The following is a 15403-nucleotide window of genomic DNA, read 5'->3' on the forward strand; positions in this document are numbered from 1 at the left end:
ATCATGTCGCGAAGGACGCTGTGGTTCTTCCAGCGCACGGCGCCCGGCGAGATCCGCCGGATCCCGAACCCTTCGATGCAGCGGTTCCTGGTGGGCGAGCGCGCGCTCCGGCATGACGGCGACGGATTCGTGCGCTGCATCGGCATGTCGCTGGAGCTTCACGACCGCAAACCCGCGCACGTGGCGCGGGTGTGGTTCTCGAAAATCCGCGTCAACGACGAAGGCCGCGTCGATCCGCATCACCGGCACGAGACCGCGAAGCTCGCCCGTACGGAGACCCAGCACGTCCATTCGGGATCTTCGGTCGTGGCCGCCGGTCACCGCTTTGCGAGCCGGCGCCTCTCGCACCTGGCCGAATGGCACCCCGAGGAGCGCGATCTGGCCGCGCTCCGCGCGGTCGTGAATACGAAGGCCGGAAAGCAAATGCTGTAGGCGCTCCCGCACCGAAGGTGTGGGTGTGCGCCTATGTTTTGGAGTGCCCGTGCCTATGGCCTGGATGATCTACGGCGCGAACGGCTACACGGGACAACTGATCGCCGAGCTTGCCAACGCCCGCGGCGAAAAGCCCATCCTCGCCGGTCGCAACGCCGCGAAGGTCCGCGCGCTCGCCGAAAAACTCGGATTGCCCTGGCGGGCGTTCGCGCTCGATCGTCCCGACCTGCGCGACGTCCAGCTCGTCCTCCACTGCGCCGGACCGTTCTCCGCGACCAGCCGCCCGATGGTGGACGCCTGCCTCGCTGCGCGCGCGCATTATCTCGACATCACCGGCGAGGTCGAGGTCTTCGAATCGGTCTTCGCTCGGGACGCGGAAGCACGGGAGCGCGACGTCGTGCTGTTGCCCGGGACCGGGTTCGACGTGGTCCCGAGCGACTGTCTCGCTGCCTCCCTCAAGCAGCGCCTGCCCTCGGCGACGACGCTCGAGCTCGCCTTCGCCTCGCTGGGACGCGCCAGCCCGGGCACGCTGAAGACGTCGATCGAGGCGGTCCCGCGGGGCGGCCTGGTTCGTCGCGGCGGCAAGCTCGTGCGCGTCGCTCCGGCGTTCGAGGTGCGCGAGATCCCCTTCGCCGACAAGCGGCGCACGGCCATGTCGATCCCCTGGGGCGACCTGGCCACTGCATGGCGAAGCACGAAGATCCCCGACATCACCGTCTTCGTCGCCGCGAAGCCGTCGGCGATCCGCGCCGCCCGCCTGACGCGGTTCACCGCTCCGCTCCTCGGCCTTGCTCCAGTGCAGCTCTTTCTCAAGTCGCGCATCGAGCGGAACGTGAAGGGTCCCGGTGCGGAAGAACGCGCACGGGGAGGCGCGCAGTTCTGGGGATCCGCCAGCGACGGGTCCCGTTCGGTCGAGATGACGATGTCGATCCCCGAGGGGTACACCTTCACCGCGACGGCGGCGCTGGAGTGCGCGAAACGCGTCCTCGGTTCCGGCATCCATCCGGGAGCGTGGACGCCTTCACTGGCATTCGGGGCCGGTTTCGCAGCTTTCTTGCCGGGTGTGCGAGTCGGCGTTCGCTGACGCGCAGGCTTGCGACGTCGGTGGCCTTGTGCGCGAGTACGCGCCGTGCGTGATCCGACTTTCGACGCGGTGGGGCGAGCTAGCGCCGCCGGCGCGCGCATCCTCTCCGTGGCGCAGGCGTTGCCGCCGCACTTCGTCGATCAGGAGACGCTGCTGGCCGCCTTCCGCACGCTGTGGGGCGAGAAGCACTTCAACGTCGACCGCCTCGAACAGCTGCACCGCGCCGTCCGGGTGGGGGGTAGGCACCTGGCATTGCCCCTCGAGGAGTATCGCCGCCTCGAGAGCTTCACCGCGCGCAACGCGGCATGGACACGCGTAGCAGTCGACGTGGGGGCTGACGCGATCCGGAGCGCGCTCCTCGCCGCCGACGTCGCGCCCGCCCAGGTCGACCATCTCTACTTCGTCACCGTGACCGGTATCGCGACCCCCTCCATCGATGCGCGCCTGGTGGAGCGGCTCGGCTTGCGGGCAGACCTGAAACGGATCCCCATCTTCGGCCTCGGCTGCGTCGCCGGCGCCGCGGGGCTGGCGCGCGTTGCGGACGTGCTCCGGGGCGCCCGCAACGAGGTTGCCGTGCTCCTCGCGGTGGAGCTGTGCTCGCTCACGCTGCAGCGCGACGACCTCTCGATCCAGAACATCGTCGCCAGCGGCCTCTTCGGCGATGGTGCTGCCGCGGCGGTCGTCGACGGGGGCGCTCGCAACCAGGGGCCGCGCGTCGCCGCCACCCGCTCGGTCTTCTATCCGGGCACCGAGCGGGTGATGGGCTGGGACGTTGTGGACTCCGGATTCAAGGTGGTGCTCTCGCCCGGCGTCCCGCAGCTGGTCCGGGAGAAGCTGCGCTCCGACGTCGACGGCTTCCTCGGGGCGCAAGGCCTGCGGCGCTCTGACATTGCTCATTTCATCTGCCACACCGGCGGTCCCAGGGTGCTGGAGGCGGTCGAGGACGCGCTGGAGCTTTCCCGCCCTGCCATGCAGCGGAGCTGGGACTCCCTGCAGAGCGTCGGGAACCTCTCCTCGGCTTCCGTTCTCTTCGTGCTCTCCGATCTGCTCGGCTCGGGCGAGGCGCGCCCTGGCGACCGCGGGCTTCTCCTCGCCATGGGCCCCGGCTTCTGCTCGGAGATGGTGCTGCTCGAATGGTGACGGCTTACCTCGTCTTCCTGGCGCTGTTCGGTGCAGAGCGCGTCGCGGAGCTCGTGCTTTCGCGCCGCAATGCGCGCATTGCTCTCTCGCGCTCGGGCGTCGAGAGCGGCGCCGCGCATTTCCGCTGGATGGCCGCGGTGCACGCGCTGTTCCTTCCTGCCTGCGCGGCGGAAGTGCTGCTGCTCCGCCGGCCGTTTCCCGGTGCCCTGGGCTGGGCCTGCGCCGCCGCGGCGGTCTGCGCGCAGATCCTTCGCTGGTGGGCGATCCGCAGCCTGGGCTGGCGCTGGAACGTGCGCGTGATCGTCGTCCCCGGCGAACCTCCCGTGCGCAGAGGCCCTTACCGGTTCCTGCGCCACCCGAACTACCTGGCCGTCGCCGTCGAGATGCTCTGCGTCCCGCTTGCCCACGGCGCCTTCCTCTGCGCCCTCGCGTTCTCGCTCGTCAACCTGGCGCTGTTGCGCGTGCGGGTGCGCATCGAGGAGCAAGCGCTCGGGCCTTCGTGGGAGCGCGAGTTCTCGGGCGTGCCGAGGTTCGTTCCGCATGGATGAGGTGCTGGGCGAGATCGCCCGCGTGCTGCGCGAGGAGCTCGGCCTTTCGCGGGAGCCGAGACCGTCCGACGATCTCGTCGTCGATCTGCAGCTCGACTCTGTCGGCCTGCTCACGCTGGTGGTCGGTCTCGAGGACCGGTTCCGGGTCGCGCTCAAGGAAGAGGACGCCGCCGCGGTCCGCACCGTCGCCGATCTGGCGGCGCTGGTGCTCCGGCGGCGGGAGGAGGCCCGCGCGTGCTGAGCGGCGGTCCCGCGGCTCCGGTGCGGCATGGCACGGTACACGCCGCGCTCGAGTCAGCGGCGCGCTCGCGCTGGGGCCTTTCGTTCCTCGATGCCCAGGAGCGCGAAACCCGGCTGTCGTTCGCGGAAATGTACGAGCGTGCGCGGCGCGCGGCGGGAGCGCTGCGCGACCTGGGCATCGAACGTGGCGACCGCGTCGCCATCGTCCTTCCCACCGGCCCTGAATTCATGGACGCGTTCTTCGGCTCGGTGCTGGCGGGCGCGGTGCCCGTGCCGCTCTATCCTCCCGTTCGCCTCGGGCGCATGGACGAGTTCCACCGGCGCACCGCGCGCATGCTGCGGATCTGCGGCGCGCGCCTAGTGCTCAGCGACGCGCGCATTTCGCGGCTGCTCGGCGTCTCCGTCGCAGAGGCGCGTCCCGCGCTGGGGCTTCGCCGGCTGGGCTCCGGTGCGCCGTTCACCGCCGATGCCGATCCGGCCGACCTGCTCCTGATCCAGTTCTCCAGTGGGACGACCGTGGATCCGAAGCCGGTTGCGCTGACGCACCAGAACGTGCTCGCCAACGTGGCGGCCATCGAGACCATCGTCCCGGCGGACGATGCGCAAGCCGGCGTCTCATGGTTGCCGCTCTACCACGACATGGGGCTCATCGGCTGTCTGCTGCTCGCGCTGTATCGGCCGGGACCGTTGACGTTGATTCCGCCGGAGGCGTTCCTCGCGCGCCCCGCAATCTGGCTGCGCGCCATTTCGCGCAAGCGAGCGACGATCTCCGTGGCCCCGAATTTCGCCTACGGCCTCTGCGTGCGCCGGATCCGCGATGCGGAGCTGGAGGGCGTCGATCTGTCTTCCTGGCGCTTTGCCCTGAACGGCGCCGAACCGGTTGCGCCGGCGGTGCTGCGCCGCTTTTCGGACCGCTTCCGACCTCACGGTTTCGACTCGCGCGCCCTGATGCCCGTCTACGGACTCTCGGAAGCGTCGCTGGCGGTCACGTTCACGCCGGCGGGGAGAGGTCCACGCGCGGTTGCAGCGGGCGCGCGCGAGGTCGCGTCCGTAGGAGCGCCGCTCCCGGGCGTGGACGTCGACGTGCGAGAGGGGCGCATCTTCGTTCGCGGACCCTCGGTGATGCGCGAGTACTTCGGAAATCGCACGGCGACGGAGATGGCGCTGCGCGAAGGATGGCTCGATACCGGCGACCTCGGCTTCATCGACGGCGAAGAGCTGTTCGTCTCCGGGCGGGACAAGGAGATCGTCATCCTCCGTGGCGCGAACCATGCGCCGCAGGAGTTCGAGGAAGCGCTGGACGCGGTTGCGGGAGTGCGCCCCGGCTGCGCTGCCGCCGTCGGTATCCCGACGGCCGAAGGAGAGGTGCTGGCGTTGCTCGTGGAGGCGGACGGCACCGCCGATCCCGAGCAGATCCGTTCCCGCGTGACCGAGCGGACAGGGATCAGGCCGGAGCAGGTCCATCTTCTGCCGCCCGGGACCTTGCCGCGCACCTCGAGCGGCAAGCTGCGCCGCCGCGAAGCGCTCCGACAGCTCCAGTCCGGCGAGCTGCGGCCGCCCGACCCGGTCACCGTCCTTCATGTCGCCCGCGAAGCGGCACGCTCGCTCCTGGCGAGGATCCGCCGCTGATGCACGACGTGGTGATCGCCGGCGGAGGCCCGGCGGGGCTCGCCGCGGCGATCCAGTCGGCCCGCCGCGGATTTCGCACCCTCGTGCTCGAGCGGAGTGAAGGAATCCCCGACAAGGCCTGCGGCGAGGGTTTGATGCCCCGCGGGGCGGGGGAGCTGGACCGGCTCGGCGTGCGAGTGCCCGACGATCGATGCGCGCCGTTCCGCGGCATCCGGTACTTGCAGGAGGACGGCACGATCCTCGAGGCGCGCTTCCGCGGGCGCCCGGGGGTGGGGATCCGCCGCACGGCCCTGGTGGAAGCATTGCGCAAAGCTGCCGACGCCGCCGGAGCGGAGGTGTGGCGGCGCTCCGTCGTCTCCGCACGTGCCCGCGGCGACGTCGTCGACGTCGAAACCGACGCCGGACACATCGAAGCCCGCCTCGTGATCGCCGCCGACGGCCTTCACTCACCGCTGCGCCGCGCCGCGGGCCTCGAGGGTGTTTGCGGATCCGGCTCCATGCGCTTCGGCGTGCGGCGGCATTTCGCGCTCGCTCCCTGGACAGACCTGGTCGAAGTCCATTGGGCGCCGGGTATCGAGGCGTATGTGACCCCGGTGGGCCCCCGGACGGTCAACGTCGCGCTGCTGCGCGACCGCGACGCCCCGGGCGAGTTCGCCGATCTGCTGGCTTCCTTTCCTCGGCTCAGCGCCCGGCTCGAGGGTGCACCGTTCGAGTCCGCGGTGCGGGGCGCCGGACCTCTGCTGCAGCGTGCGCGGGCGAGGTGGGCGGCGCGCCTGGCGCTGGTTGGAGACGCGGGGGGATACGTCGACGCGATCACGGGCCAGGGGCTGTCGCTGGCCTTCGCGGCGTCCGCTGTCCTGATGGAGACGCTTCCCGACGATCTGTCCGCCGACCTTTCGCCCTTTCTGCGGCGCTACGACGAACGGCTGCGGGTCCGTTGGCTGGCTTACTCGCTTCCGGCAGCGGCGCTCGTCGCACTCTCGCGACGTCCAGGGCTGCGGCGCTCGGCGCTCCGGGCGCTCCGTGCGGTTCCCGGCGGTTTTTCCACCTTGGTCCGCGCGGTGGCGATGAGCTGAGCGTCGCGTCGAATGGTGAACCGAAATGCCCGCGGATATGCGAGTGTTCGGCGGTCATGGAGAACAAGCGCGCGCTATGGATTCCGATCGCCGTGCTCGCGGTGGCCGTCGCGGCGGTCGCCGTATGGTTCTTGCGGAGGAAGCCGGAGGCTCCCGTCCCGGTTGCTCAGGCGCCTTCCGCGGTGCAAAAGCCAGCCGACGCCCCGCTTCCGCCGCCGGAGAAGAGCGACGTCCAGGTGCGCAAGGACCTGGGCGCGCTCTCGTCGCGGCCGGAGTGGGCCCAGTGGCTCGGCGTCTCCGATCTGCTCGACCGCTTCGTCGTGATCGTCGACAACGTGGCCGAGGACGTGAACCCGCGCAAGCAGCTCGACTTCGTGAAGGTGACGCCGCTCCAGTCCGAGAAGCTGGATACGTCGCGGTACGACCGGATCGCGGACGTGCTCGCTTCCATCGACGCCAAAGGCGCTGCGCAGGTGGTGCGGGATCTCCACCCGCTGCTCGAGAGCGCGTACCACAAGCTCGGGTATCCGGACCGCAGCTTCGATCAGGTAGCGACGAAGGCGCTGAAGCGCATCATCGACACGCCGGTGTTCGACAAGCCGCCGCGGCTGGTGCCGAAGGGAGCGAACTTTGCGTACGCCGACGACAAGCTGGAAGCGCTGGGGCCGGTGGAGAAGCTCCTGCTGAGGATGGGATCGCGGAATACGCGGCTCATCCAGGGGAAGGCGCGCGAGCTCGCCGCCGCCCTCGACCTCCGCGTCGCCAGTCAGAAGGTCCGGTAGCCTCAGAAGGCCTGCCGGATGGCGAGGGCTGCTCCCTGGTCGAACGTCTTCTTCGTCGACCACCCAACGCCGAACCAGGCGTCGAGCTGGAACTCGTCGATGATCAAGGCGTGGATGCCCAGACCGACCGCGTTCGCGCCCGTGAGCTTGTCCTTGTTGGTGACGCGGTCGATCGCGCCGTAGCCCACGGCGTTGTGGAAGATGCCGAGCTTGAACACGTCGCGCAGCAACGAGTACCGGAACTCGAGCTGCAGCCCGCCGTACCGGCGCGCGTATTCGTTCCCGAATGGGCCGCGCAGAACGTCGCCGCCGATCGACGCTTCCTCGGGAAAGAGGACGAATCCGGTGCGCGACATGCCGTGCACCTCGACCCATAGCTCGTTCCAGCCGAAGGGAAACATCTTCTGGTACCAGCCTCCGACGTGGAGCGCGCTCTCCTCTCCCGTATGCGGCGGCCCGTACACGCGCGCATCGATGCCAAACCGGTGGTGACGGTCGCGGCGGATGTTGTCCGGGTCGAACGTCAGCTCCAGCGCCGCCTCCGCGTACTGCCGCGTGTGCGCGATGTCATACGATGACGTGAACATCGAGCCGCTCACCGGCTCGACGGAGAAGAGGAGCCGACGCTGTACGCCCCCGCCCAGCGAAGTGCGGACGTACGCGACGGGCGCGAACACCAGGTGGACACCCGCCTCCAGGGTCGTGAACAGGAAGCTCTCGAGGCGAAGATCGGGACGCTGCCGGTCCGTCAGCTCCGCGCGCGCCCGCACCGCGGGCCGCAGCACGCCGGTGATCGAAGGCGCCTCGTAGCGGAAGTCGCCGGTCGCCCGCGTGAAGGTGAACGTCGAACCTGGCTCGGCGAGCTTCTGGCGCAAGGCGCCGGCGACCCGCCCGCCCACCTCCCAGCGATCGTCCGGGAGCAGCAGGCGGCCGGAATGCCAGGTGGCGCCGATGGCGCCTCCTTCCACTGAGTCGATCTCCAGCTCCGGAGAAAGCCCAGCCCGGAATTTGCCCGGCTGGACCAGGATGTGCAGCTCGTACGGGCGACCGGGGCGGACCAGGCCGAAGGACATCCTCTCGATGGGATCGATCTCGTCGAGCTGCACCCGTGGCGCGCTCACGCTGGGGACGGGGACGATCTCGTACGCGAACTCGCCGAGGCCGAGGCGTTTGGCCATCGCGCGGAGCTGTCGCTCCAGGTCGGGCTGGTTGAAGACGTCGTGCTCGATGTTCAGGTCGAGCCGGAGCCGCAGCGTCTCGAATGCGCCTCCCCCGAGGAAGATCACCTTGTCGAGCCGTCCCTCGTCGATGTCGACGACGATCTGTTCTCCCTGCGGACGAGCGCGCACGGTGGCAAGCGCGTATCCAGCCCTGTGCAGGAAGCCGGCGAGCTTAGTCGCCACCAGGCGCGCGTTCGACGGCGTTGCCGTCATGTTGGCCGGCAGATCGAGCGCGCTGCGGTAGACGTCCTCGAGCAGCGCCACGTTGCCGTGGAACACCAGCAGCGGCGCGAGCAGCAGGGCGGCGAACATTCAGCGGCGGTCCGAAAGGCGGACGACGAAGCGCAGGCCGAACCACGTCTCGTCGATGGCGCAGACCCTGTTGTCGACCAGTCCCAGCGAAAGACCGTAACGGCGCACGGCGCCCGGGCTGCAAGCGAATCCCTCCGGCGCGTCCGCGAGGAGCACACGCGAGCCGTCCTTGATCCCGAGCTTCTGCGGAAGCGGCGTTCCGGAATAACCGGCCACGACGGAGTGGTACCACAGCCCCGGCGGTGAACGCTGCGCCTACCGGCGTCGCGAGCGAGACCGGGAACGGCCGCGGCTGCTGCTGCGGCGGCGCGACCGGCTGCTTCCCTTGGTCTCGCCCTTGCGGCGGCGGGTCTTGTTCACGGTGGCGGCGGCGATCCGCTTCGCGGTGCCGGTGCTGCGGCCGCGACCCTTCGCGGACCTCTTGATCTTCTCGTACTGCCTCTCGCGCTTGTTGCTCCAGGATTTCGGCATTCGCTTTCCTCCGGCGCCAAAAGCGGACGCAGTGCCCCCGCTCGCGCGCAAGCTATGCACTCGATTCCTCGGGAGAAAGGGGGAGGAGCAGGAGAAGCAGCGGCAGCAGCTCCACCGCGGCTGCGTAAGTGTAGAGCGGGGCGGCGCTGTGGAAACGATCGTAGCCTGCGCCCGAGAGCGCGTATCCGGCGGCGTTGCCGGCGCCGAAGACGACGGCGGAGAAGACCGCTTGCCCCGTTGCGCGCAGGCGCGCCGGCACGATCCGTTGCATCGCCTCCACGGCGCAGCCCCAGAAGAGACCGAAGCTCAGCGCGTGCAGGAGCTGAAGCGCCACCAGTTCGGGGGCGCTCCGGGCATGCGCGACGAGCGCCCAGCGAACCGCGGTGCCGGCGAAAGCGACGCCAAAGAGGATGCGCAGCGACAGGCGGCGGAGAAGCGGCGGAAAGGCGAGCAGCGCGAACACCTCGGCGAGCACGCCGACCGCCAGTCCAGCGCCGGTCACGCTGGAGGACAGGCCGAGGTCCCGCACCAGCACCCCGAACAATAGATGATACGGAGCACACGCCGCCCAATGGATTGCGCATACCGCCAGCACGAACAGCAGCCGCGGATTGCGCAGCAGCACTGACGCGTCGCGCCAGCGGGGCCGGTCCGGATGCGCCTCGACCGGCGGAAGCGTCTGCGCGAGAAGGGCATATCCCCCGACGCAAGCGAGATATGCGAACGGCATCGCGCGATCGGCGGGCCGGTCGCCGCGCATCGCGAGCAGCAGGCCGAGGCCCTGCGCAGTCACCACGAACCCGATCGATCCCCACAGGCGAGTCCGCGCGTAGCTGTGGCCCTCGAGACGCCGCACCGCCTCGACGGTCGTGGAATCGAGAAGCGGAACGACCGCGCCAGAGAACATCGCGGAGAGCACCAGCACGACGCCCACCTGCGCCGGCGTGCGCGCGAACGGCAGTCCACAGATGGCGAACAGCATGCCGGCGGTGCACACCGAGAGCGCACGCGCCGGCGCGCCGAGCCGGTCGGCGATTCCACCCCAGATCAGCGCGGCCGGAGCCGCCACGGCTTGCTGCGCGAACGTGACCGCGCCGATCTGCTCGCCGGAGAACCCCAGCCCGCGCAGGTACGGTGCGAAGTAGGAAAGGAAGGTTCCGACGCCCGCGTAATGAAGGAAGTAGAGCCAGCGCAGCCGCCCGATCATCCCGGCGCGTCTTCCGGCTCCATCGTGCACAGCAGCGGGAACGCCGCCTTCTCCGCGAGCGCCAGGGTCTCTTGCACCTTGGTCTCGGCGATCTCGAAGGTATAGACGCCGGCCACCGCCATGCCGTGCGTGTGCGCGTGCAGCATGATTGCCGTAGCGTCGGCATCGGACTTGGCGAAGACCTCCCGCAGGACCAGGACCACGAACTCCATCGGCGTGTAGTCGTCGTTGTGCAGGAGCACCTTGTAGAGGCGCGGCCGGTCGAGCTTGGGCTTCGCCTTGGCCTTCGGCTCGGCGACGCCCACGTCGCCCTGCTGCTTGCGGGAGGGGCTCATGAGGCCGCCTTGAATATAGGCGACTCGCGCATCGAGCGCTCGACGCTGGCCGCGCGCGCCGGCGTCTCGCGCGCCAGGTGCTCGCGGACGGCGCGATCGAGCTTCGCGTCGGTGAAGCCGTGCGCCGAGTACGTCAGCGCGGGCAGGAACCCGCGCGGGAGCTTGTGCTCGCCTCCCGCGCCTCCTTCGAAGACTTGCAGATTGCGTGCGATGCAGTCGGCGATGGAGTGGTAGTAGCAGACGTTGAAGTGCAGGAAGGGGTGCTCCTCGAAGCAGCCCCAGTAGCGGCCATAAAGGCGCGTCGGCGAGGCGACGTTGAACGCCCCCGCGATGAGCTCGCCTCCGCGGAATGCCCCCACCACCTCGACGGCGTCGGGCATGCCCGCGAATGCCGCCAGATAGAATTTCTCGTTCAACCAGCGCCGCCCCCACATCAGCTTGTCAACCGTGCTGCGGTGGAGTGCGCCGCCTTTGCCCAGCGCGCGGGATCGCGCCGCAGCTCCTCGCCTCGAATGGTACGGATCGCGATGCCCTGCTCGGCGGGCGCCGCCATCTCGCGGCGCAGCATGTGCCGCCGCTTGGAATTGAAGCGCCCGAGAAAGTCGTCGATCGAGCGATACCCCTCGTTGCGCCAGTGGAATTGCCAGGAGACGCGGAGCGCCATGCCCGCCTGCTCCAGCTCGCGCGCGCCGACCTCGTCGGGGAACAGGACCTGCCAGGTCGGGTACGCTTCGGCAGCGCACAGTCTCCGCGCGGCATCGATGATGCGCGCCGTGCAGTCGGCGCGGTCCTCTCCGGCCGTCACGAGGATGCGCTCGCCGGTACACGGCGTGAACGGTACCGTGAGCGCCAGCTTCGGGTAGTACGCGATCCTTCCCCGGGACAGCGAGGCAGCGAGGTCCCAATCGCGGGAGAAATCGCCGTCGCTGTCGTCCTTCAACCAAGCCGGTGCAGCAGCAATCAGCCGGGATCCTCGCCAGAGAGTGAGATGCCGTGGATCCCAGCCGGCGCGGGCGGAGACGCTCGCGGACCGCTCCAGCGCGTGCAGCCATGCATGGCGCATGAACGGTGTTGAGCGGGGAGAGAGGAGACCGTCCCAATCCTCGGGACGGACTTCGTTTACCGCCGTCAAAACGCGTACATCGAACGCCCGCATGACGATCCTCCGTAGCGTGCGTCCGCTGCGGGCGCAATCGTGACGCGCTGCTGTAGGGGCGGATGCGAACCTTGCGCACTTGTCATCACCCTGTAGTCCAAAGTAGATCGCTCGTTGGACGATCGGCCGGGGGGCGCGCTCCTCCTGCACCGTCCAACCGGAGCACGGCCGTCCGACAGCGCGCTGGGGGACCACGAGGCCTGCGGCGTCCGGTTGAGGGGGAGTTCGATGATCGTCGCGGTCGTTCTGCTCGCCGCTTCCGCGGCTGCCGAGCCTCGTCCGCCCTCCGACTGGCGCGCCGATACCCTGCTCGCGGTCAATGAGGAGGCCTCAGCGACGGCCGCGGAACCCTCCGCCGAGGTCCTGCGTGTCGGCAAGATCACGCACACGCCGGTGGAGAAGTCGCCGCGCGGAGAGGCGGTGGTGATCCGCGCCCGTGTGCAGGATCCGTCGCGGCTCTTCCACCCGTTCGTGTTCGCGCGCAAGTCGGGGAACGCCCGCTACGAGGCGTTCACGATGCGAGACCGTGGAACGCGCCGTGGTTTCGAGGCGCGGCTCCCCTCGAGCATGTTGTCCGAAGGGTCGTTCGAGTACTTCATCGAGGCGCAGCACGACGAAGGGGCGCCCAGCCGCGTCGGCTCGCCGCGAAAGCCGATCGCTTGCGCCGCGTTCGACCCGCCGCCCGAGCCGATCAAGGTGACGGTGCGAACGCCGGAGCCGGGCGCCGCCGTCCGCATCGACGACAAGGACTCCGGAACTACTCCGCTCACTGTCCGCCTGTTGCCCGGACGCCACACCGTCTCCATCACCGGTCCCGACGGCCGCAGCGCGGAGCAGCAGATCGACGTGAAAGGCCGGAGGATGGATCTGGCGGTGGACCTGCCGCGCCAATCCGGCGGCCCCGCGACTCTCGCCGTACAGAGCGACCCGCCCGATGCCAACGTGCTCCTCGACGGCACGGTGGTTGGACGGACCCCGTATCACGGCGCTTTGCAGACCGGGGAGCACACCGTGACCGTCGAGATGGAAGGTCACCTGAGGCAGCAGCGGAAGGTCTTCGCGCGCGAGGGGCGCGACGCCACCGTGTCGTTCGCGCTCATGCCGCTTCCCAAGGCGCCCGCGCTGTCCGTCGAGTCGGATCCGGTAGGAGCGATCGTTCTCGTCGATGGCAAGGAGCGCGGCCGAACGCCGCTGATCGCAGCGATGCCGCCGGGGCATCACCAGCTCGTGCTGCAATACGAAGGCCGCCGCGAAGTGAGCACCGACTTCGAGATGCCGAAGGACGGCGACTTCTCCGTGCGCCTCGATCTGCCGTTCGCCGATCGCAGCGGCTCGCGACTGACGGTGAGCTCGATGCCGGCCGGCGCCAACGTCACCGTCGATGGCAGCGGGGTCGGGGTCACGCCCTGGTCCGCCGAGACGCGGCCCGGCGTTCACAAGGTGGCGGTGTCCGGCGCCGGATTCGTCAAGGAAGAGCGGACGGTGCAGGTCTATCCCAACCGCGACACCGATCTGGCGTTCGCGCTCCAGCGCGCCGGACCCGCCCGCCTCCACGTCGAGGCCCAGCCGGCGGCGATGGTGCGCGTCGACGGCAAGGAGGTCGGTCGATCGCCGCTGACCGCCGAGGTCCAACCGGGAGAGCACCAGCTGGAGGTCGCGGCCGACGGCTACAAGACGGTGGCGCAGCAGGTGACGGTGGACGCGGGCCAGGGACTCTCGGTCCGGATTCCCCTGCAGAGAGCGGTCTCGCAGGAGCCGCCCCTCATCGCGGTCTCTTCGGACCCGTCGGGCGCGCAGATCTTCCTCGATCAGAAGCTCGTCGGCGCGACCCCGCTGAAGATCCGGACCACGCCCGGGCCCCACGAGGTCCGGCTCTCGCTCGAGGGGTACGTGCCGCGCGTCACTCGCCCGGTGCTGCCCAACGACCGCGATTTCGAGCTCCGCGTCGCCGTCGTCCTGACCCCCGTCCGCGGCGGCGAGCAGCGGCAACGCGCCCCCACGGCCGACGAGCTCTTCGACGCACAGATCGCGGCGGCGCACGCCTGCTCCGTGCGCGGAGATCTCGAGTGCGCGCTTTCCGGTTATCGCGCCGCGTATCAGCAGCGCGCCAATCCGCGCCTGCTCTTCAACGTCGCGCAGATGAGGCGGAAGCTCGGCCGGTACGATGAAGCCGCTTCCACCTATCGCGAGTTCCTCACGCTCGCGGAAAAGCAGAAGGGAGCAAAGCTCCAGAAGGAGCTCGTCGCAGAGGCGCGGATCCAGCTCAAGGCCTGCGAGGGCAAGCTGGTGCCCGCGCTCGCGTCCGCCCCGTCGGCAGCCGCTGCGGCGCCGCCTCCGTTGTCGGAGGCGCCGAGCGCGGGTCAGGCGCCGGAAGACACAGTCCCGCCGCGGCTCAGCCACGATCCCGTCCGCAGCACGATGCGGGGACGTCCGTTGCAGTTGCTGGCGGACATTTCCGACGACCGCAGCGGCGTCGCATCCGCACAGGCCTGCTGGCGCAATGCGTATGGGCGCGACTTCGAATGCCACGCGCTTGGGAACGTCGGCGGCGATCGGTACGGCATCGAAGTTCCCGCGCGCGCCGTCACCGACGGCTTCGCCTACTACCTGGAAGCCTGGGACAACGCCGAGAACGGGCCGGCGCGCAGCGGAGCGCCCGAGCTGCCGCATGCCGTCGTCATCGACGATCCGGCTCCCGCGGCGGTCAGCGCCGGGATGGGAGTGGCGGTGGTCGAGCCGCGACCTGGACCGGTGGTAGAGGCGGCGTTCCAGAGCGGCGGACCCGCGGGTAATGCTTCCATGCTTCCGCCCGCGCTGACGGGTGCTGGAGCGCGAGTGGTCGCGCAGCCGCGGATTGCGACGCCCTGGACGGTGGCTGCAATCCTCGGGGGCGAGCGGAGCAGCGAGAAGTCGTACACGGATTCAGCCCTCCTCGGCCGCATCGGCATAGAGGCGACGCGCCGATTCGACGAGAACTGGTTCACGGCGGTCACCGCCGACTGGCGGTCGTCCCGCCAACAGTACGCGCCCTTCGATGGGCCGCCTGCTGCGCGGGTGACGGTCGACGAGAACCGGTTCGACTTCTCCGCTGCCGCAGGGTTCGACCTCGGCGCGCTGCTGGTGTCGAACGGCCGGCTGGAGCTGACGCCGCTCGGGGGCCTGCAGTTCCTGACTGCCAGGAACACGGGCTTTCCGTTCGATCTGCTTGGACCCAGCGCCGGGCTGCGGGCCTCCTGGTCTTTGCCGCCGTTCGCGCTGCGCGCGGTGGGCTCGTACGCGTTCAACCTGAACAAGGATTCGAGCGGCCCCAACGCATTCCTGTCGCCTGTCTCCGCCCTCGCCATCCGGGCCGGTCTCCAGTTCCGGGTCAGCCCCGCGTACGCGATCGAACTCGATTACGTCGGTGACGCGATCAAGTTCGAGCACGTCTGGCGAATCGGGCACGGAGCAGTTCTCGGCTTCAGCAGGTCTTTCTAGGCACCTCGAGGGGATTCCATGCGGCTGCATACCTCTGCAATCGGCAAGCTGTTTCCACTCCTGGGCACGTTCGCGCTCGCCGCTTGCGGAGGCAGTGTGAGCCCGCCCGACGTGATCCCGGGTGACGAACAAACGGTCAACACCGGTGCATTCGTCCAGCTGGACGCGAGCCGCACCTCGGATCCGCAGAACAGGCTGCTGACGTTCGGATGGTCGTTTCTGAGCCGGCCGCTGGGAAGCGAGACGACGCTCGTGGACGCGGGCTCGGCGAAAGCGTCGTTCCTGGCGGACATG

At 69.5% G+C, this 15403-nt stretch carries 16 protein-coding genes; 10 read left to right on the plus strand and 6 right to left on the minus strand.

The window, feature by feature from the left end; genetic code table 11:
* Positions 1 to 3 precede the first annotated feature (3 nt).
* From E6J58_16855 to E6J58_16890, 8 genes are all read left to right on the plus strand, one after another.
* Positions 4 to 432, plus strand: a complete 429-nt coding sequence (locus E6J58_16855) for a hypothetical protein (protein TMB35293.1) — start codon at positions 4 to 6, stop codon at positions 430 to 432.
* Between the two features lie 49 nt (positions 433 to 481).
* Positions 482 to 1516: a hypothetical protein gene (locus E6J58_16860; GenBank protein ID TMB35294.1), complete on the plus strand. Its 1035-nt coding sequence runs from the start codon at positions 482 to 484 to the stop codon at positions 1514 to 1516.
* Positions 1517 to 1585: 69 nt separating this feature from the next.
* Entirely contained in the window at positions 1586 to 2656 is a 1071-nt protein-coding gene (locus E6J58_16865; GenBank protein TMB35295.1) for a type III polyketide synthase, read from the plus strand.
* The gene (locus E6J58_16870; protein TMB35296.1) at positions 2650 to 3204 is read left to right on the plus strand and encodes a hypothetical protein; all 555 of its coding nucleotides are present in this window, start codon (positions 2650 to 2652) and stop codon (positions 3202 to 3204) included. The genes E6J58_16865 and E6J58_16870 overlap by 7 nt, the downstream gene beginning before the upstream one ends.
* Positions 3197 to 3445, plus strand: a complete 249-nt coding sequence (locus E6J58_16875; GenBank protein ID TMB35297.1) for an acyl carrier protein — start codon at positions 3197 to 3199, stop codon at positions 3443 to 3445. Before E6J58_16870 ends, E6J58_16875 begins: the two co-directional genes overlap by 8 nt.
* Positions 3439 to 5073, plus strand: a complete 1635-nt coding sequence (locus E6J58_16880) for a fatty acyl-AMP ligase (GenBank protein TMB35298.1) — start codon at positions 3439 to 3441, stop codon at positions 5071 to 5073. Before E6J58_16875 ends, E6J58_16880 begins: the two co-directional genes overlap by 7 nt.
* Complete coding sequence (locus tag E6J58_16885; GenBank protein ID TMB35299.1) at positions 5073 to 6149, plus strand: NAD(P)/FAD-dependent oxidoreductase; 1077 nt, start codon at positions 5073 to 5075, stop codon at positions 6147 to 6149. The genes E6J58_16880 and E6J58_16885 overlap by 1 nt, the downstream gene beginning before the upstream one ends.
* A gap of 56 nt (positions 6150 to 6205) precedes the next feature.
* On the plus strand, positions 6206 to 6931 hold the full coding sequence (locus tag E6J58_16890) for a DUF3014 domain-containing protein (GenBank protein TMB35300.1): 726 nt from the start codon (positions 6206 to 6208) through the stop codon (positions 6929 to 6931).
* A gap of 2 nt (positions 6932 to 6933) precedes the next feature.
* Here the strand turns inward: E6J58_16890 and E6J58_16895 are convergent, their stop codons facing one another.
* Genes E6J58_16895 through E6J58_16920 form a run of 6 tightly spaced genes read right to left on the minus strand, consistent with a single transcriptional unit; the run spans position 6934 to position 11528 of the window.
* A complete protein-coding gene (locus E6J58_16895; GenBank protein TMB35301.1) occupies positions 6934 to 8463 on the minus strand; it encodes a hypothetical protein in 1530 nt (509 codons plus the stop codon).
* Positions 8464 to 8679 carry a hypothetical protein gene (locus E6J58_16900; GenBank protein TMB35302.1) on the minus strand — a complete coding sequence of 72 codons (216 nt, stop codon included), beginning with the start codon at positions 8677 to 8679 and terminating at the stop codon, positions 8464 to 8466.
* Between the two features lie 39 nt (positions 8680 to 8718).
* On the minus strand, positions 8719 to 8934 hold the full coding sequence (locus tag E6J58_16905) for a hypothetical protein (GenBank protein TMB35303.1): 216 nt from the start codon (positions 8932 to 8934) through the stop codon (positions 8719 to 8721).
* A gap of 52 nt (positions 8935 to 8986) precedes the next feature.
* Positions 8987 to 10141 carry an MFS transporter gene (locus E6J58_16910; GenBank protein ID TMB35304.1) on the minus strand — a complete coding sequence of 385 codons (1155 nt, stop codon included), beginning with the start codon at positions 10139 to 10141 and terminating at the stop codon, positions 8987 to 8989.
* Positions 10138 to 10476: an ATP-dependent Clp protease adaptor ClpS gene (locus tag E6J58_16915; protein ID TMB35305.1), complete on the minus strand. Its 339-nt coding sequence runs from the start codon at positions 10474 to 10476 to the stop codon at positions 10138 to 10140. Before E6J58_16915 ends, E6J58_16910 begins: the two co-directional genes overlap by 4 nt.
* A complete protein-coding gene (locus E6J58_16920) occupies positions 10473 to 11528 on the minus strand; it encodes a GNAT family N-acetyltransferase (GenBank protein ID TMB35306.1) in 1056 nt (351 codons plus the stop codon). The genes E6J58_16915 and E6J58_16920 overlap by 4 nt, the downstream gene beginning before the upstream one ends.
* A gap of 332 nt (positions 11529 to 11860) precedes the next feature.
* Between E6J58_16920 and E6J58_16925 the strand changes: the two genes are divergently transcribed.
* Together E6J58_16925 and E6J58_16930 are read left to right on the plus strand one after the other, a co-directional pair.
* The gene (locus tag E6J58_16925) at positions 11861 to 15109 is read left to right on the plus strand and encodes a PEGA domain-containing protein (GenBank protein ID TMB35307.1); all 3249 of its coding nucleotides are present in this window, start codon (positions 11861 to 11863) and stop codon (positions 15107 to 15109) included.
* A gap of 18 nt (positions 15110 to 15127) precedes the next feature.
* A partial coding sequence (locus E6J58_16930; GenBank protein TMB35308.1) for a hypothetical protein occupies positions 15128 to 15403 on the plus strand: 276 nt, incomplete at its 3' end.

The sequence above is a fragment of the Deltaproteobacteria bacterium genome (genome assembly GCA_005879535.1).
In the GTDB taxonomy this organism is placed as follows: Bacteria; Myxococcota; Myxococcia; order Myxococcales; family 40CM-4-68-19; genus 40CM-4-68-19.